We start from the raw sequence: 17,075 nt of genomic DNA on the forward strand, positions 1-17,075 counted from the left end.
ATTCTCCCGCCGCGCGCCGACATCGCGCCCGTAGGATGCGACGCATGACCCTCGGAACCGAATCGGCCGTCGTCCCCGCTGCTCCCGAGGCGGTGCTCGCGACGATCCGCTCGGTGCTCGAGGCCAAGCGCTACCGGGTCACCGACGCACCCCCCGGAGGCCGGATCACGTTCGTGACGCGCAAGACGATGCTGAACTGGGAGCTCGACGGGATCGCGCAGGTGGCCCCCGTGCAGGGCGGGACGCAGGTGTCGGTGACGCTTCAGAGCCGCTCCGACCGGCCGCAGGCTCTGATGGACGGCTCCAAGAACGCCAAGGCGGCGAAGAAGCTGGTGAAGGAGATCGTCGAGGCGGGGTGACCGCGCCGGTCGCTCCCTGACCTTTGCCGAGGTAGTACCGGGCGGGCGAGGGAGTAGCTCCGTCCTCCTACCTCGCCCGCCCGGTACTACCTCGAGGCTTGGGGTCGAGCGACGAAGGAGTGTGGGGGCGGCGACGGCGGCTGCGCGTCAGTCGGCGGCCGGGACTGACGCCGGGCTCGCCGGCTCCGCGACGCTCGTGCCCCGCCACCGAGCGATCGCCCGCATGAGGTGGTAGATCCCGATCGCCGCCGCGGTACCGAGCGCGATCCCCTCGAAGCGGAGGTCGCCGGCGGTCCAGGTGAAGTTCGCGATGCCGATGATGAGCGCGATGGCCGCGGTCGTGAGGTTGACCGGGTCGGCGAAGTTGACCTTGTTCTGCACCCAGATCCTCGCGCCGAGGACGCCGATCATCCCGTACAGCACCGTCGCCGCGCCGCCGAGCACGCCGGCCGGGATCGTGGCGATGAGCGCCCCGAACTTCGGCGAGAGGCTGAGGAGGAGCGCCGTCGCCGCCGCCACCCAGTACGCGGCGGTCGAGTAGACGCGCGTGGCGGCCATGACCCCGATGTTCTCGGCGTACGTCGTGGTGCCGGATCCGCCGCCGCTGCCCGCGAGCACCGTGGACAGGCCGTCAGCCATGAGCGCGCGGCCGGTGACGCCGTCGAGGTTCGTGCCGGTCATCGCCGAGACCGACTTCACGTGCCCGACGTTCTCCGCCACGAGCACAAGCACGACCGGCACGAACAGGCCGAGGACGGCAGGGGTGAACGTCGGCGTCGTGAACTGCGGCAGACCGATCCAGGCAGCCTCGCTGACGGCGGTGAAGTCGACCTCGCCGCGGATCGTCGCCACGACGTACCCGATCACTACCCCGACCAGGATCGACAGCCGCCCGAGGATCCCGCGGAACAGGACGGTGACGAGGACGATCGCGAGCAGCGTGATCGTTGCCGTGACCGGGGCCGCGCGGAAGCCGCTCGTGCAGGACTCGACGATCTCGCCGTCGACCACCGACTGCTGGCACGTGCCCCACGCGGCGGGCGCGAGGTTGAACCCGATGAGGGCGACGATCGTGCCCGTCACGACCGGCGGCATGACGACGTCGATCCACCGCGCGCCGGCCACGTGCACCACGAGGCCGACGACGGCGAGCAGCGCGCCCGTGACGACGACCCCGCCGAGCGCGCTCGACATCCCGTACGTGCCCGCCGCGGCGCCGATCGGGGCGATGAACGCGAAGCTGGAGCCGAGGTAGCTCGGTAGGCGTCCGCGCGTGATGAGCAAGAAGAGCGCGGTGCCGATCGCGGAGAAGAACAGCGTGGTTGCCGGCGGGAGGCCGGTGAGCAGCGGGACGAGGAACGTCGCGCCGAACATCGCGACGACGTGCTGCATGCCGATGCCGATGGTGCGGGGCCAGGACAGTCGCTCGTCGGGGGCGACGACGGCGCCGGGTGCGATCGTGCGGCCGTCGCCGTGGCGACGCCAGGTCATGAGTGCCATGCGGGTCCTTCGCGGGTGGGGCGGCTGCGCCCGGGGTGGGCCGGTGGAACTCTAGTGAACGCGCGCCGGGCGGAGGTCGCGTCGGGTGGACGACGGCGGTCGGTCGGGTCACGCGGTGCGGCGTGGCGTGCCGCTGCCCGCGCTCGCCCGGTCCGTGCGCCTCCGGCCCAAGGCGCCCTGAGCCGCTGCTGTGGCCCGATGTTCGCGGCCCACGGTGCGTTCGGCGTGGGGGTGCGCGGCCCAGGGTGCGTTCGGGGTGGGGGTGCGCGGTGCGGCGTGGCGTGCCGCTGCCCGCGCTCGCTCGGCCCGGGCGCCTCCGGCCGAAGGCGCCCTGAGCCGCTGCTGTGGCCCGATGTTCGCGGCCCAGGGTGCGTTCGGCGTGGGGGTGCGCGGCCCAGGGTGCGTTCGGCGTGGTGGGTGTGCGGCCTGAGGCGCGCTCGGCGCGGGGGGGGGTGCGCGGCCTGGGGTGCGTTCGGGGTGGGGGGGCGCGGCCTGGGGTGGGTTCGGGGTGGGGGTGCGCGGCCTGGGGTGCGTTCGGGGTGGGGGGGCGCGGCCTGGGGTGGGTTCGGGGTGGGGGTGCGCGGCCTGGGGTGCGTTCGGCGTGGGGGCGCCGTCGAGGGCACGGCCCGACCGAGCACCCGCCCCGGCGCCGTGACCGAAACGTGACGTCGGGGAAGTTGCGCGCCTCGTTCAACACGTGTCAACCTGGTGCGAATCAACACGAGTTGAACAAGGGAGTTCCTTCATGCGCGTCATCCTCGACACCGACATGGGCATGGGTGCGCCCGGCTCCGAGATCGACGACGGCTTCGCCCTCGCGCTCCTCCTCGCAGACGACACCTTCGACGTCGAGCTGGTCACCTCCGTCAACGGGAACATCGACGTCGAGAGCGGCACCTACCTCAGCATCGAGCTGCTCCAGCGCCTCGGCCGCCCCGAGATCCCGGTGGTCCGCGGAGCCGCGGCGCCGCTCGTCGAGCCGGAGAAGGTGCGCGCGGCTCCGGACTCCGTGCGCGAGGCGTTCGGGCACCACGTCCCGGCCCCCGGTTACGCCGCGGCGGAGATCGCGCGCCGCGTCGTGGAGTCGCCGGGCGAGATCACGATCGTCGCCATCGGCCCGCTCACGAACGTCGCCGCGGCCATCGCCCTGGACGAGCGCGTCGCCGGCGCCGTCAAGGAGATCGTCGTCATGGGCGGCGTCTTCCTCGGCCACACCAACGCGCGCCGCATGCCCGGCGAGTTCAACTGGTGGGTCGACGCCCATGCCGCCCGCGCCGTGATGCGCAGCGGTGCGCCGACCCGCCTCGTCGGCCTCGACGTCACCACGAAGGTGCGGCTCACGCGCGAGCACGCCGCCACCATGGCCGCGAGCGGCCGCCCGTTCGGCCAGTTCGCCGGTGATTGCACCATCGCGTGGCTCGACCGCCTCGGTCGCGAGCACCCGGGCGAGGAGGACGCCGGCGGCTCCTGCGCCATGCACGACCCGCTGGCCGTGGCAGCGATCTCCCGCCCGGAGCTGCTCACGTGGGCACCCGCGCACGTGGACGTCGTCAGCAACGACGAGGTGGGCCGCGGCATCGCCGTCGCCGACCTGCTCACCGGCCACGACGCACCGCCAGCCAACACGACGATCGCGACGGCGGTCGACGCCGACGCCTTCATGGCCTACTTCCTCGACCGCATCACCGCCTACTGACCGACCAGACCGACCCGACCTACCCGACCAACCAGTTCGACCCCGACAACGCCGTCATGAAAGGACACGCCATGCGACGCACCACCCCAGCGGTCGGCGCCCTCGCCGCAGCCGTCATGCTCGTCACCGCCGCCTGCTCCTCCGGAGGATCGTCCGGTGGGGACGGGGGAGACGACGCCGCCTGGGCGCTCCCGGACGAGGACCCCACGGCCACCGTCCAGGTGCTCGGCCACCAGGACGCCGCCGACCTGCAGCCCGTGTTCGACGCGTTCAGCGAGGCCCACCCGAGCATCACCGTCGAGTACGAGGCCGTCCCGTTCGACCAGCTCAACTCCGTGCTCGACGCCCGGATCGCGAACAAGGACGGCAACCCGGACGTGTACTGGGCCGACCAGCCGCGCATCCCGGCGCTCTCGGCCCGGGGCTACGCCGAGGACATCACGGAGCAGTTCGCGCCGGACGCCGAGGCCTGGGACCCAGCGCCGCTCGAGTCGAGCTCGTTCGACGGCCATCAGTGGGCGGTCCCGATCGCGAACTCGACCCAGCTCCTCTACTACAACAAGGACCTGCTCGACGCCGCCGGGGCGGAGTACCCCTCGGCCGCCGTGGAGGACCGCATGACGTGGGAGGAGATCACCGAGCGCGCCGGCGCGGCGGTCGACGCCGGCGCCCAGAACGGGCTGCTGTTCGGCCAGGTGAACAGGTACTACCAGCTGCAGCCGCTCCCGATGTCGCTCGGCGGCTCGGCCGGCGGGACGGGCGAGGGGAACCTGACGCCGGACGTCACGTCGGACGCCTGGGTCGAGGCCATGACCTGGTACGGGTCGCTCTTCGCTGACGGCCTGTCGCCGCAGGGTGTCGCGCCCGAGCAGTCGGACGCCGAGTTCCTCACCGGGAACACCGCCTACATGGTGCAGGGCCCGTGGCTGCTGCCGCAGCTGACCGAGGCCGACTTCGAGTGGGGCGTCGCCGCGCACCCGTACTTCGAGGGCGGCGACGCCGTGACGCCGACCGGATCGTGGTCGCTCGCGATGAGCCCGTTCAGCGACGACAAGGAGGCGGCCGCCGTCTTCATGCGCTGGATGTCGGTCGAGGAGGGCGGCGGCTACGCGGCCTACTACGCCTCGCCGGAGCTTCCCGCGAACGTCGAGGGCAAGACGCAGTACTTCGAGCGCGAGGTCTTCGCGTCGCCGTCCGGCCAGGACGCCGTGTCGATCATCGACGCCGAGACGTCGACGACGGCGGTGCCGCGGCTGCAGACGGTCGGGTACGTGGAGTTCGAGGAGATCCTCGGGCGCGCGTTCTCCGACGTCGCGAACGGTGCGGATCCCGCAGGGGCGCTCGCGTCGGCGAGCTCCGAGCTCGAGACGGCGTGGGCGCAGTACCGGTGAGCGACCGATGACCGTCCAGTCGAGCCCCCGCGCCGCGGCGACGTCGTCGCGCGGCGCGGGGGCCGCCCCGCCCGCCCGGGCGTACCGCAACAGGCGCCGCACCAAGGAGCTCACCTGGGCAGCGGTGTTCCTCGCGCCGGCGCTCCTCGCCATCGCGACGCTCCGCATCGCGCCCAGCGTCGAGGCGATCGTCTCGAGCCTCTACTCGGGATTCCCGGGCGGCGTCCTCGAACCGGTCTTCAGCGGCCTGGCGAACTACTCCGACCTGTTCGCGAACGACGCCTTCCGCGCGACGGTCGTGCGGACCATCGTCTTCAACCTCATCATCAACCCGCTGCAGATCGCGATCGCGCTGCTCATCGCCGTCCTCATGACGCGGAGGATCGCGACGCCGGGCCTGTGGCGGACGCTCATCTTCATCCCCGCCGTCGTGCCGATGGTCGGCTCGAGCATCGTGTGGGGCATCGCGCTCCGCCCGGAAGGCCCCGTGAACGCGATCATCAGCGCGCTCGGCGGCAACCCGCAGCCGTTCCTGACGTCGCCCGACCAGGCGCTCGCGTCGATCATGCTCATCATCTCGTGGATCGGCATCGGCTACTGGATGCTGTTCCTCATCTCCGGGCTGCAGACCATCCCCGAGGAGTACTACGAGGCGGCGAAGCTCGACCGCGCGGGCCCGATCCGGACGTTCTTCCAGATCACGATCCCGCTGCTCAAGCGGCCGCTGCTGTTCGTGCTCGTGGCCGACACCGTGGCGAACTTCGTGCTGTTCGTGCCGATCCAGATGCTCACGAACGGCGGGCCGCAGAACTCGACCACGATGCAGATGTTCAACGCGTACCGCACCACGTACACGTACGGCAGCAAGAACCTCGGCGCGGCCGAGGTCGTGATCCTCACCCTGATCATGCTCGTGTTCGTGGCGGCGCAGTTCCGGCTGCTCCGTGAGGACCGAGCGCCGAGGAGGCGTCGATGACCGCCGTCACCACCCAGCCGCGCGCTGCCCGCCCCACCCGGCGGGGACGCTCCGAACGCCGGAGCATCTCGCTGACGGTGATCGCCGTCGCCGTCGCCGCCCTGTTCATCCTGCCGGCGCTGTGGCTGCTCGTCGGGTCCGTGCGGCCGAGCCAGGAGATCTTCTCCTCGCTGTCGCCGCTCTCGTGGCGGATCCTCGTGCCGAGCTCCGTGAGTCTCGACAACTACGTGAGCCTGTTCACCGGCCCGTTCGGGCGGGCCCTCGCGGTGAGCTTCATCGTGTGCTTCCTCACCGTCGCGATCGGGCTCGTGGTGTGTGCGCTCGCCGCCTACGCACTCGCGGTGCTCAACTTCCCCGGGCGCGGGGCAGTGTTCGCGTTCGTCGTCATCAGCTTCATGGTGCCGTTCGAGGCGATCGCCATCCCGCTGTCGCAGCTGTTCACGAGCTGGGGGCTCACGAACACGATCATGGGGCTCGTGCTGCCGGGCATCGGCAACGGCCTCGCGATCTTCAACCTCCGGCAGTACTTCCTGGCGGTGCCGACGTCGTACCGCGAGGCGGCCACCATCGACGGCGCCTCGGAGCCGCGGGTGCTGTGGTCGGTCTACGCACCCCTGGGTGGGTCGGCGCTCGTCAACTCGGCGCTGCTCATCTTCCTCGGGCAGTGGTCGGCGTACCTGTGGCCACTCCTCGTGGTCTCGGAGTCGCGGCTGCAGGTGGCGCCGGTCGCGCTGTCGCGCACGTTCGGGGAGCACACGTTCGACTACGGGCAGAACTTCGCGGGCGCCGTCGTGCTCTCGCTCGTGCCTGCTCTGATGATGTTCATCCTGCAGAGGTCCTTCGGGGGACTCTCGCTGGCGACGGGGGAGAAGTGAGCGCTCAGAACGACGAGTCGCAGGGGGCCGGCAGCGCGTCCGCGCCCATCACGGTGGTCGGCTCCGCGAACCAGGACTACCTGCTCCGGGTCGAGGCGTCGCCGTCGCCCGGGGAGACGGTTCTCGCGCACGGCATGCGCAAGAACCCTGGGGGCAAGGGGGCGAACCAGGCGGTCGCCGCGGCGCGGCTCGGCGGTGACGTGCGGTTCGTCGGGTGTGTGGGGGACGACGACGACGGCGCGCTCCTCCTGCGTGAGCTGCGCGCCGAGGGGGTGGGCACGTCCGACGTCGAGATCATCACGCGGGAGCACACCGGCCTGGCGATCGTCGCCGTCGACACCACCGGTGAGAACTCGATCGTCGTGGTCCCGGGCGCCAACTTCGCGCTCACGGAGTCGCGCGTGACGCGGGTGGTGCGGCGTGACGCGGCCGGCGGCGTCGTCGTCCTGCAGGCCGAGGTGCAGCCGCGGATCATCGCGGGGGCCGTCGCGGCGGCGGACGACGCCGGGGCCCGGGTCGTGCTCAACCTGGCGCCTTTCGTGGCGCTCGCCGCCGACGTCGTCGCCGCGTGCGACCCGCTCGTCGTCAACGAGTCGGAGGCGTCGGCGATGACCGGGCTGCCCGTGAGCACGCTCGACGACGCGCATGCCGCCGCCGGAGAGCTGCTGGGCCGAGCACGGTCCGTGGTGATCACGCTCGGCGCCCGCGGTGCCGTGTGGGCGGACGGCGACGGCACCGGCCACGTGCCGGCGCCCGCCCTGGACCGGGTGGTCGACACCACCGGCGCCGGCGACGCGTTCGTCGGGGCGCTCGCCGTGCGCCTGTCCGAGGGCGCGGCCCTCGAGGACGCGGTGGAGCTGGGGGTGCGTGCCGGGACCTACTCCGTGGCGCGCGAGGGGGCGCAGTCGTCGTACGCGATGGCGGCGGACCTGCGCCACGCGGAGGCGCGGACGGCGTGAGCGCCGTTCGCGGCCGCCGCGCCCGACGTCGTTGGTACGGTCGGGCGGTGGAGCCGCGAGAGGCGCGTCAGGGTGCCGGCGCCGGCGCCGGCGGGGGTGGCGTGCCGTGGCGGTGACCCGGGCGGACGTCGCCGCGATGGCGGGGGTCTCGCCCGCGCTCGTCTCCTACGTCATCAACGGCGGACCGCGGCCGGTCTCGGACCAGGCACGGCGGCGCGTCGAGGCGGCGATCGAGGCGCTCGGCTACCGGCCGAACGCCATCGCGTCGGCGCTGCGCGGCGGCATGACGCGGTCGATCGGGCTGCTGACGCCGAGCCCGGTGAACCCCTTCTTCGCGGAGATGGCCGAGGCGCTCGTGCTCGAGCTGTTCCAGCGCGGCAACACGCTCTCGATCGGCATCACCGACGACGACCCCGCGCGCGAGACGCTCTACCTGCGCTCGTTCCTCGACCGCCGGGTGGACGGGCTCATCGTCACGTCGTCGCGTGCGATGACCTCGTTGCAGAGGCTGCACGCCGACCCGGTTCCCGCCGTCGTCATCGACCGCGTGGACGACCTCGGCGTCGCCGGCGGCCCATCCAGCGTGCACGTCGACAACCTGCACGCCGCGACGTACGCCGTCGAGCACCTGCAGGCGCACGGACATCGCGTGATCGGCTGCATCGCCGGGCCGTGGCCGGTGGCGCTCTCCGCCGAGCGCATCGCCGGGTGGCGCGCGCAGCAGGAGCGGATCGGGGCAGACGCGTCCGACGCCCTCGTGGAGCATGCGGAGTTCTCCGAGTCCGGAGGCCGGGAGGCGGCGCTCGCGCTCCTCGGCCCGGAGGCGCGCCGTCGGTCTGCCCGGGCGTCCGGCCCGACGGCCCTGTTCGTGGCGTCGGACGTGCAGGCGTTCGGCGCGATCGTCGCGTGCGCGGAGCTCGGGCTGCGGGTGCCCGACGACGTCGCGATCGTCTCCCTGGACGGCACCGCGACGGCGCGGTTCTCCCGCCCGCCGCTGACGAGCGTGCGCCAGCCGGTGGTCGACATGGTGCGGGCCGCCGTCGGGCACCTGCTCGACCACATCGCCGACCCCGAGCTGGCGCCCGCGCACACCGTGCTGCGGGGGAACCTCGTGGTAGGGCGCAGCTGCGGCTGCGGGGAGCGGTGACGACGTACCTGCTCGGCCCGACGTCGGCCGCGACCATCGTGTCGCGCTCGGCGACGGCGCTGGAGGCCGAGGTGCGGTACGCGCCGCGGTCCAGGCCGCCGCCGGTGCACCTCTTCCCCACGCAGTCGGGTCACGTCGAGGTGCTCGAGGGTGAGCTCAGCGCGAGGCTCGGGCGAACCACCCGGACCTACCGGGCGGGGGAGTCGTTCGACGTGCCCGCCGGCACTCGCCACACGATGTGGAACGCGAGCCCGGAGCCGACGCGCACGACCTGGCGGACGGCGCCGCCAGGCCGCTCGGCGGAGTGGCTCGCGAGCCTCGACGCCGCCGTCCGGGCCGGCGGCGGTGTCGCCGCTGTCGCTCTCGTCACGCGCGAGTTCCGCGACGTGCTGCGGCTCGCGGGCGTGCCGGGAGTGGTCCTGCCACTGCTCGCCGTCGTCGGGCGGCTCCGCGCCCGGTTCGGCGTCGATCGAGGGCGCTGAGCGGCGTCAGCCCTTCGGGCCGTACAGCCGCGCGATGTCCGGCGAGTCCAGCCAGCCGTCGTAGGCGGCCCGCTGCGGCCAGCCCTCCGGCGAGTCCTGCCACTCCTCCTGGCGGCCCCACGGCAGCAGGTCGATGAGCGGGAACGTGTGGCTGAGCTGCTCGGTCCCGCGACCGTTCGTGTGCCAGGTCCGGTACACGTCGTCGCCGTCGCGCAGGAAGACGTTGACGGCGAACCCGCCGCCGGGAGGGGCGTCGACATCGGCGCCGAACGGGCTGTCCGCCGTCGAGTACCACTCCATCCGGTTGCCGACCTTCTCCCGGTACGCGAGGGCCTCGTCGATCGCGCCCTGGGTGACGATCACGAAGCGGGCGTCGTAGTCGTCGAGGAAGTCGAGCCGCGTGTACTGCGACGTGAGGCCCGTGCAGCCGCCGCACTGCCACTCGGCGCCCGGGTTCCACATGTGGTGGTAGGTGATCAACTGTGAGCGTCCCTCGAACACGTCGGCGAGGCGCACGGGACCGTTCGCCCCGACCAGCGTGTACTCGGGCAGGCGGACCATCGGGAGCCGACGGCGCTGGGCGGCGATGGCGTCGAGCTCGCGGGTGGCGGCCTTCTCCCGGACGCGCAGGTCGTCCAGGGCGGCGCGCCAGTCGTCCGGCTCGACGACGGCAGGCAGGTCGGTGCGAGGTGCTGCGGTGGACGTCATGGCGGTCTCCTTCGCTCAGGATCTCGGTGTGGCCTCTCCGGATCCGCTATGTTCACACCGTACACATTGCGGGACCGTCGTCAAGGGCGGACCCGGCGAGGAGGACCAGGGCAGTGACGGAGCGCAGCTCGTACCACCACGGCAACCTGCGGGAGGCGCTGCTCGCGGCCGGGCTGGACGCGACCCGGTCCGCCGGCGTGGCCGGGCTCGCGCTGCGCGACCTCGCCCGACGGGTGGGAGTCTCCCCGAACGCGGCGTACCGCCACTTCGCGGACCGGGAGAGCCTGCTCGGCGAGGTTGCTCGCCGGCTCCAGGGTGACGTCGCCGCCCGCATGGACGCCGAGCTGGAGGACGCGCTCGCCTCCGCGCGGCCCGGCGGCAGCCCCGAGCGGGCGGCGCTGCGCGCCGTCGGGCTCGGCTACATCGACTACGCCCTCGAGGAGCCCGGGTGGTTCGAGGTCGCGTTCGCGGACACGCCTCCACGAGACCCGTGGCACCTCGTCGAGGAGCCGGGGCCGGAGCTGCTGCCGCCGCCGCTCGCCCGCCTCGTGACGGCGCTCGACGGCCTGGTCGCGTCCGGCGAGCTCGCACCCGGCCGACGCGCGGGCGCCGAGTGGCCGTGCTGGTCGGCGGTCCACGGCTTTGCGCTGCTTGTCCTGCAGGGGCCCCTGCGAGCGATGCCCGTGCACGAGCAGCGCCGTGCAGCGGAGCAGACCGTCGACGCGATCGTCGCCGGCGTCCTCGCGTAGCAGAGGCGCGGCGCGACGACGACGTCCCTGCTCGACCCGGCCTCCGCGGTGACCGTCGGCCCGGATGTCACGCCGGGGAGCCGGGCGGTGTCTTCATGTCACGACCGGCACCGAAGGAGACATGACGATGAGCACCACCCGCGTCCCCCCGACCGAGATCACGGGCCCGCTCGGGTGGCTCGTGAAGACGATGGGCCGCCGCATGATGGGAGAGGTACCGGAGTCTGCCGGGGTGATGTGGCACCACCCCGCGGTGTTCAAGGACCTCATGGGTCTCGGCCGCAAGTCCGAGAAGTGGGGCAGGCTCGACGAGAACCTCTCGGTGTACGCCAGCATGGCCGCCGCCGCGGAGGTCGGGTGCAGTGCCTGCCTGGACTACCACTACTTCATGACGCGCCACAAGCACCTCGACGAGGCGAAGGCCCGCGAGGTGCCCCGCTGGCGCAGCTCCGACGTCTTCACCCCCACCGAGCGGCGGGTCATGGAGTACGCGGAGGCGATGTGCCAGATCCCGGTGGCGGTCACCGACGAGATGTCCGCGGCCCTGCTCGACGACCTCGGGCCCGCCGGGCTGATCGAGCTCACCACCAAGGTCGGGCTGATGAACGCCACGGCCCGGTCCAACATCGCTCTGGGGATCCGCTCGCAGGAGTTCGCAGCGTCCTGCGGGCTGCCACCGCTCGCGTCCCGGCCCGCGACCGACCCGGCTGGGCAGCCGAACGTCACCGCGCACCCGGTGGCAGGGTGAGGGGATGAGCGACGACCCGTTCGTCACCCATCGCAGCCTGCTGTTCACCGTCGCCTACGAGATGCTCGGCTCGGCCGCCGACGCCGAGGACGTGGTGCAGGAGACCTGGCTCCGATGGGCCGACGTCGAGCACGGAGAGGTGCGCAACCCGCGGTCGTACCTGGTTCGGGTCGTCACCCGGCAGGCGTTGAACCGGATGCGTACCCTCGCACGTCGGCGTGAGGACTACGTCGGCGAGTGGCTGCCGGAGCCCCTGCTGACCAGCCCCGACGTCGCCGACGACGTGGAGCTCGCGGAGAGCGTGTCGATCGCGATGCTCACCGTCCTCGAGACGCTCGGCCCGACGGAGCGCGCCGTCTTCGTGCTGCGTGAGGTCTTCGACGTGCCGTACGACGAGATCGGCGAGGCCGTCGGCAGGACGCCGGCCACGACACGGCAGATCGCCCGACGTGCGCGGGGACACGTCGCCGCGCGGCGCCCACGGATCGAGGTCGACCGAGCGGAGCAGGAGCGGGTCCTCGCCCGGTTCCTCACCGCCGCCAGGACCGGTGACCTGCAGGGCCTCATGGACGTGCTCGCGCCCGACGTCGTGGCAGTCGCCGACGGCGGCGGCCTCATCCGCGGCGCCGCGCGCCGTCCGGTGGCGGGTGCACGACGGTTGGCGACCGCGCTGCTCCGTGGGCTCGGGTCGGTGAGCCCCGAGCGACTCACGGTGACCCGGCTGTGGCTCAACGGCGCGCCGGGGGTGCGGTTCGACGTCGAGGGAGAAGTCACGGTTGCCCTCAGCGTCACGATCGCCGACGGCCGGATCACCCAGATCTTCGGCGTCAGCAACCCCCACAAGCTGGCCCGGCTCGACGTCGAGGAGGCGCTCGCCCGCTGAGCGGCCGCCCGTCAGAGCCAGCCGTGCTCCTGGGCCAGCCTGGCGGCCTCGGCCCGCGTGCGTGCGCCGGTCTTCCCGATGGCCGACGACAGGTAGTTGCGCACCGTCCCCTCGGACAGGTGCGTGGCGCGCGCGACGTCGGCGACGGTGCCCCCGCTTGCCGCGGCGAGCAGCACGTCACGCTCTCGCTCCGTGAGCGGACTGTCGCCGACGGTCAGCGACGCGACGGCCAGGTCCGGGTCGATCACGCGCAGCCCCGCGTGCACGCGCCGCACGGCGTCGGCGAGCTGGTCGGCGGGCGTGTCCTTGACCACGAAGCCGCTCGCCCCGGCGTCGAGCGCCCGCCGCAGGTAGCCGGGCCGCCCGAACGTCGTCACGATGAGCGACCGGCATCGGGGGTACCCGGCGGCGAGTGAGGCCGCCGCCGCGATCCCGTCCTCGCCCGGCATCTCGACGTCGAGCAGCGCGACGTCACACCTGGCCGCGCGCGCAGCGGCCAGGACCTCGTCGCCGCGACCCACCTGGGCGACGACGTCCAGGTCCGGCTCCAGGTCGAGCAGCGCGGCGAGCGCGCCGCGCACGAGCGCCTGGTCGTCCGCCAGGAGCAGCCGGATCGTGCTCATGCCGCACCGCCGGCACGCGCCGCGAGCCGGAACCCGCCCAGGCTCGACGTGCCGGTCTCCAGGGTGGCGCCCACGGCGCGCAGGCGTTCCGTGAGCCCGGCGATGCCCTGCCCAGGGGCGGGCGCGCCCGCGGCGCCACTGTCTGGCCCGGGGCCGCGTCCGTCGTCCTCCACCACGAGTCGGTCAGCGGCCAGGGTGACGACCACGCGGGACGCCCCGGCGTGCCGCAGCACGTTCGTCACGCCCTCGCGCACCACCCACGCGAACGGTTCGCGCAGAGGATCCGGGACGACGTCGACCGCGCCGGGTAGCTGCGCCTCGATCCCGGCAGCGTCGAGCGCCTGCCGTGCCGCCACGAGCTCCCCGGGGAGCGTGACACCGCGCGTGGCCTGGACCATGGAGCGGACGTCGGCGAGCGCGGAGCGGGCGAGCTCGTGGATGTCGGCGAGCTCTCCGGTTGCGGCGTCCGGGTCCCGGGACACGAGCCGCCTGGCCAGCTCCGCCTTGACGGCGACGACGGTGAGCGAGTGGCCGACGAGGTCGTGCACGTCGCGCGCGAGGCGGGCACGTTCCCGCGCCGCCGCGAGCTCGGCGATCTCCCGCTGGGCGGCGAGGAGCTGGCGGTTGCGGCGGATCAGCTGGGTGAAACCGAACGTGGCGAGGCTGGCCAGGACGACGGCGGCGACGGTCCCGTCTGCCGGGTCCCAGCCGGGGATGACCCGCGGCAGCACGAAAGCGGCCGCCGCGCACAGGATCGTCGTCACGAACGCGCGCGGGGAGCGGGTGAGGACGTGCACAGTCGCGCTGACGTACACGAGGCCGACGAGCCCGTGCTCGTGCGCCCCGAGGCACGAGATCGCTGTGAAGAACAGCTCGAGCGCGACGAGCAGGACGATCATGCTCGGCGACTGTTGCTCTCTGCGCACGAACAGCATCGAGAACGCGAACGTGATCCCGACGCCGACGACGCCGACCACAGAGACGACGCGGACCCACAGGTCGTCGGCGGCGAGGGCCGCGCTGAGTGGCTCGGCGAGGAACGCGACCCACACGATCGCGAGCAGCGGGCCGAGGAACCGCCAGGCGCGGCTGCGCCCGGCGTGACTCATCAGCGGGTCCGTCGCACTCACGGACTCACGGTAGCCATCGCCGCGGGCATCCCAGGAGGGCACGTCGTCGTCATACCCGGGCCGTGTCCTTCCGGAACCGCCACGCGGCGCCGAGGGAGAACAGTGCCGCCCAGACGACGACGTTGAGCACGGACGTGAGGGTGAATCCCTCGCCGGTGAGCGGCGCCCGCGTCAGCTCGGCCAGGCCGTACGTCGGCATGAGCTTCGCGACGTCCGCGAACCAGCCGTCGCCGAGCGGCACGAACAGCCCGCCGGCGAACGCGAGCAGCGCGATGCCCGGGCCGAGGATCTGCATCACGTTCTCCGACGGCAGCAGGTATCCCATGAACAGGCCGAATGCCGCGAACACGAAGGAGCCGGCCCACGCGATGAGTCCGCTCGCGATCCAGACGCCCAGCGGCATCTCGGCACCCACGAACGACCCGACGAGCAGAGTCACCACCACGCTCAGCGCGCCGAGCGCCATCGCGGCGAGCAGCTTCGTGGCGACGTACGCCCACGGTCGCAGCGGGGTGAGCCGGAGCTGACGCGTCCAGCCCTGGGCGCGCTCCACCGACACGCCTGCCCCGCCGGAGGTCGCGCTGAGCAGCGCCCCGTAGAGCGCCATCGACACGAGGACGTACGCGGTGACGTTCCCGTTCCCTGCCGGCTCGTCGCGGTACGCCTGCGACGTGCCGAACATCAAGAAGAACACCGGTGGCATGAGCAGCGAGAAGATCATCGTGCGCACGTTGCGCACACGTCGGCGCAGCTCCAGGCGCAGGTACGTGCTGCTCATCCCGCGAGGAACGTACGACGGCGGCCGCCGGGTCTGGAGGTCGGGTGCGGTGGGGATCGTGGTCGTCATCGGAGGGCTCCCTCGGTCGCTGCGGTCCGTGTCCGGGAGGCGGTGTCGGACGTGAGGGCGACGAACGCGTCCTCGAGGCTGTCGGCGGAGATCTCGAGCTCGCGCGCCCGCGTGGTGGTGAGCAAGAGGCGTGCGGCAGCATCGGAGTCGGAGGTGCGCACCAGCAGGCGCGACCCGCGCTCCTCGACCGACGCGACGCCGTCGAGCCCGCGCAGGCGATCCGCGACGGGGCCACGCTCGCGGTCCTCGAGGCGCGCGCTGACCGTGCGGCCCGAGGCGAGGTTCTTGATCTCGGCGGCGCTGCCGTCGGCGACGATCCTGCCGTGGCTGACGAGCACGATGCGGTCCGCGTACGCGTCGGCCTCCTCGAGGTAGTGCGTGGCGAACACGACAGTGCGTCCCTGGGCGGCGTCCTGCCGGATCGCGGCCCAGAAGTCGCGGCGGCCCTCGACATCCATGCCGGTCGTCGGTTCGTCGAGGAGCAGCAGGTCCGGCTCGGAGACCAGGGCCATCGCGAAGCGCAGGCGTTGCTGCTGGCCGCCGGAGCACTTCCCGACGCGGCGGTCGGCGAGGTCGGCGATCCCGGCACGGGCAAGGTAGGGCTGCGGGTGGGCGTCGGACCCGAACAGGGCGGCGGTGAGTTCGACCGTCTCCGCGACCGTGATGTCGCTCAGCAGACCGCCGGTCTGCATGACGGCGGCGACGCGGCCGGCCGAGATCGCGGCGGCCGGGCTCTGGCCGAAGACGGCGACCTCACCGGACGTCGGCTCGCTGAGTCCGAGCACCATGTCGATCGTGGTGGTCTTGCCGGCGCCGTTGGGGCCGAGGAACGCGACGATCTCGCCGGGCATGACCTCGAGCGTGAGGCCGTCGACGGCGCGCACGGTGCCGCCGGGTGCGATGAAGTCCTTGCGCAGGGCGCTCAGCCGGAGCGCGGGGGTTCGCAGGGTGCTGGTGTTCATGGTGTCCACGGTGCTCGCGTCCGGGGCGCCGTCCCCCCGTCGGGTGTCACCGGCCGGCCATGACATCCGTCATCCGGGCGCTCACCCGGAGCCCCACCAGGCGATTTCTCTCGTTCGTTGCGCCTCCGGCGCGACTCATCGCCTGCTGACGGCCGGCACCGCGACCCACGGCCTGGTCGCGGCCATCGACGAGACCGCGGCGACGATGTGTCGGGAGCCCCGCCGCCGTACCCGGCGGCGACGACCGTCGCGGCCAATCGCGCCGCCGGTTGCACGCGGTGCCCGCGTACGATCAGCCGCGTCGGGCACTACGCGCCCGGCGGGTCCGGCACGGCAGCGAGGCGGTGAGGCGATGTCCGCGACGGCGAAGGTGACCGCGACGGCGGATGCTGAGTACGCCGTCGTCCCGGCCAACGAGGCGGCCTGGGAGGACCTGCAGGCCGTCCTCGGGATCCGCGGCCCCGCCTCCCGCTGCCAGTGCCAGCGGTACAAGCTGCACCGCCTGGAGTCCTTCGGCGGGTTCCCGGCCGAGGAGCGCGCCCACCGGCTCCGCGAGCAGACCGAGTGCGGGTTCCCCGACGCACCGTCGACGAGCGGGCTCGTGGCCTACCTGGGCGAGGAGGCGGTCGGCTGGTGCGCCGTCGAGCCGCGGACCGCGTACGAGGGCCTGGTGCGCAACAACCGCGTGCCGTGGACGGGCCGCGACGAGAGCAAGGCCGACGACACCGTGTGGGCCGTGACGTGCGTGTTCGCGCGCGCGGGGTTCCGACGGCGGGGCGTGAGCCGAGCCCTCGTGGCCGCCGCCGTCGAGTTCGCCGCCTCCCGCGGCGCCCGCGCCCTCGAGGGCTACCCGATGACGACGACGCGCGCCATCGACGAGGAGCTGCACGTCGGCACGCTGAGCACGTTCCTCGCGGCCGGCTTCCGCGAGGTCGGGCGCCCGACGCAGCGCCGCGCCGTCGTCCGCATCGACTTCTGAGCGCGGCCTCACCCGGCGACTTCACCCCCGCGTTCACCCTCGCGCGCCATTCCCGTGGAGC

General features: G+C 72.9%; 18 protein-coding genes. 12 read left to right on the top strand and 6 right to left on the bottom strand.

All coding sequences use genetic code 11. The features are described from left to right. The first annotated feature begins 44 nt into the window (after positions 1–44). A complete protein-coding gene (locus BCAV_RS01370; RefSeq protein WP_012725318.1) occupies positions 45–359 on the top strand; it encodes an SRPBCC family protein in 315 nt (104 codons plus the stop codon). 147 nt (positions 360–506) lie between these two features. Here the strand turns inward: BCAV_RS01370 and BCAV_RS01375 are convergent, their stop codons facing one another. Beyond that, positions 507–1,859: a uracil-xanthine permease family protein gene (locus tag BCAV_RS01375; protein WP_012725319.1), complete on the bottom strand. Its 1,353-nt coding sequence runs from the start codon at positions 1,857–1,859 to the stop codon at positions 507–509. A gap of 745 nt (positions 1,860–2,604) precedes the next feature. On the opposite strand from BCAV_RS01375, the gene BCAV_RS01380 reads away from it, so the two are divergent. The 7 genes from BCAV_RS01380 (at position 2,605) to BCAV_RS01410 (ending at position 9,385) form a co-directional block, all read left to right on the top strand. Then, a complete protein-coding gene (locus BCAV_RS01380; protein ID WP_012725320.1) occupies positions 2,605–3,555 on the top strand; it encodes a nucleoside hydrolase in 951 nt (316 codons plus the stop codon). Between the two features lie 71 nt (positions 3,556–3,626). Next, the gene (locus BCAV_RS01385; RefSeq protein ID WP_012725321.1) at positions 3,627–4,946 is read left to right on the top strand and encodes an ABC transporter substrate-binding protein; all 1,320 of its coding nucleotides are present in this window, start codon (positions 3,627–3,629) and stop codon (positions 4,944–4,946) included. Positions 4,947–4,953: 7 nt separating this feature from the next. After that, positions 4,954–5,922 carry a carbohydrate ABC transporter permease gene (locus BCAV_RS01390; protein ID WP_012725322.1) on the top strand — a complete coding sequence of 323 codons (969 nt, stop codon included), beginning with the start codon at positions 4,954–4,956 and terminating at the stop codon, positions 5,920–5,922. Next, positions 5,919–6,797, top strand: a complete 879-nt coding sequence (locus tag BCAV_RS01395) for a carbohydrate ABC transporter permease (RefSeq protein ID WP_012725323.1) — start codon at positions 5,919–5,921, stop codon at positions 6,795–6,797. The genes BCAV_RS01390 and BCAV_RS01395 overlap by 4 nt, the downstream gene beginning before the upstream one ends. Next, positions 6,794–7,756, top strand: a complete 963-nt coding sequence (locus BCAV_RS01400) for a ribokinase (RefSeq protein ID WP_012725324.1) — start codon at positions 6,794–6,796, stop codon at positions 7,754–7,756. Before BCAV_RS01395 ends, BCAV_RS01400 begins: the two co-directional genes overlap by 4 nt. Before the next feature lie 106 nt (positions 7,757–7,862). Next, positions 7,863–8,903 (top strand): LacI family DNA-binding transcriptional regulator, encoded by a 1,041-nt coding sequence (locus BCAV_RS01405; protein ID WP_012725325.1) that lies wholly within the window; start codon positions 7,863–7,865, stop codon positions 8,901–8,903. Beyond that, entirely contained in the window at positions 8,900–9,385 is a 486-nt protein-coding gene (locus BCAV_RS01410) for a cupin domain-containing protein (protein ID WP_012725326.1), read from the top strand. The genes BCAV_RS01405 and BCAV_RS01410 overlap by 4 nt, the downstream gene beginning before the upstream one ends. 6 nt (positions 9,386–9,391) lie before the next feature. Here the strand turns inward: BCAV_RS01410 and BCAV_RS01415 are convergent, their stop codons facing one another. Beyond that, on the bottom strand, positions 9,392–10,093 hold the full coding sequence (locus tag BCAV_RS01415) for a DUF899 domain-containing protein (protein ID WP_012725327.1): 702 nt from the start codon (positions 10,091–10,093) through the stop codon (positions 9,392–9,394). A 113-nt stretch (positions 10,094–10,206) separates the two neighbouring features. Between BCAV_RS01415 and BCAV_RS01420 the strand changes: the two genes are divergently transcribed. From BCAV_RS01420 to BCAV_RS01430, 3 genes are all read left to right on the top strand, one after another. After that, entirely contained in the window at positions 10,207–10,842 is a 636-nt protein-coding gene (locus BCAV_RS01420) for a TetR/AcrR family transcriptional regulator (protein WP_012725328.1), read from the top strand. 127 nt (positions 10,843–10,969) lie between these two features. Further along, positions 10,970–11,590: a carboxymuconolactone decarboxylase family protein gene (locus tag BCAV_RS01425; protein WP_012725329.1), complete on the top strand. Its 621-nt coding sequence runs from the start codon at positions 10,970–10,972 to the stop codon at positions 11,588–11,590. A 4-nt stretch (positions 11,591–11,594) separates the two neighbouring features. Next, positions 11,595–12,473 carry an RNA polymerase sigma-70 factor gene (locus BCAV_RS01430; protein WP_012725330.1) on the top strand — a complete coding sequence of 293 codons (879 nt, stop codon included), beginning with the start codon at positions 11,595–11,597 and terminating at the stop codon, positions 12,471–12,473. Positions 12,474–12,484: 11 nt separating this feature from the next. Here the strand turns inward: BCAV_RS01430 and BCAV_RS01435 are convergent, their stop codons facing one another. Genes BCAV_RS01435 through BCAV_RS01450 form a run of 4 tightly spaced genes read right to left on the bottom strand, consistent with a single transcriptional unit; the run spans position 12,485 to position 16,035 of the window. Then, a complete protein-coding gene (locus BCAV_RS01435) occupies positions 12,485–13,096 on the bottom strand; it encodes a response regulator transcription factor (protein ID WP_012725331.1) in 612 nt (203 codons plus the stop codon). Beyond that, entirely contained in the window at positions 13,093–14,226 is a 1,134-nt protein-coding gene (locus BCAV_RS01440) for a sensor histidine kinase (protein WP_144016672.1), read from the bottom strand. Before BCAV_RS01440 ends, BCAV_RS01435 begins: the two co-directional genes overlap by 4 nt. A gap of 49 nt (positions 14,227–14,275) precedes the next feature. Beyond that, positions 14,276–15,073 carry an ABC transporter permease gene (locus BCAV_RS01445; RefSeq protein ID WP_012725333.1) on the bottom strand — a complete coding sequence of 266 codons (798 nt, stop codon included), beginning with the start codon at positions 15,071–15,073 and terminating at the stop codon, positions 14,276–14,278. Beyond that, a complete protein-coding gene (locus BCAV_RS01450; RefSeq protein WP_043347953.1) occupies positions 15,070–16,035 on the bottom strand; it encodes an ABC transporter ATP-binding protein in 966 nt (321 codons plus the stop codon). The genes BCAV_RS01445 and BCAV_RS01450 overlap by 4 nt, the downstream gene beginning before the upstream one ends. A gap of 352 nt (positions 16,036–16,387) precedes the next feature. Between BCAV_RS01450 and BCAV_RS01455 the strand changes: the two genes are divergently transcribed. Further along, on the top strand, positions 16,388–17,014 hold the full coding sequence (locus tag BCAV_RS01455; RefSeq protein ID WP_012725335.1) for a GNAT family N-acetyltransferase: 627 nt from the start codon (positions 16,388–16,390) through the stop codon (positions 17,012–17,014). Positions 17,015–17,075 lie beyond the last annotated feature (61 nt).

The organism is Beutenbergia cavernae DSM 12333, assembly GCF_000023105.1.
GTDB lineage: Bacteria > Actinomycetota > Actinomycetes > Actinomycetales > Beutenbergiaceae > Beutenbergia > Beutenbergia cavernae.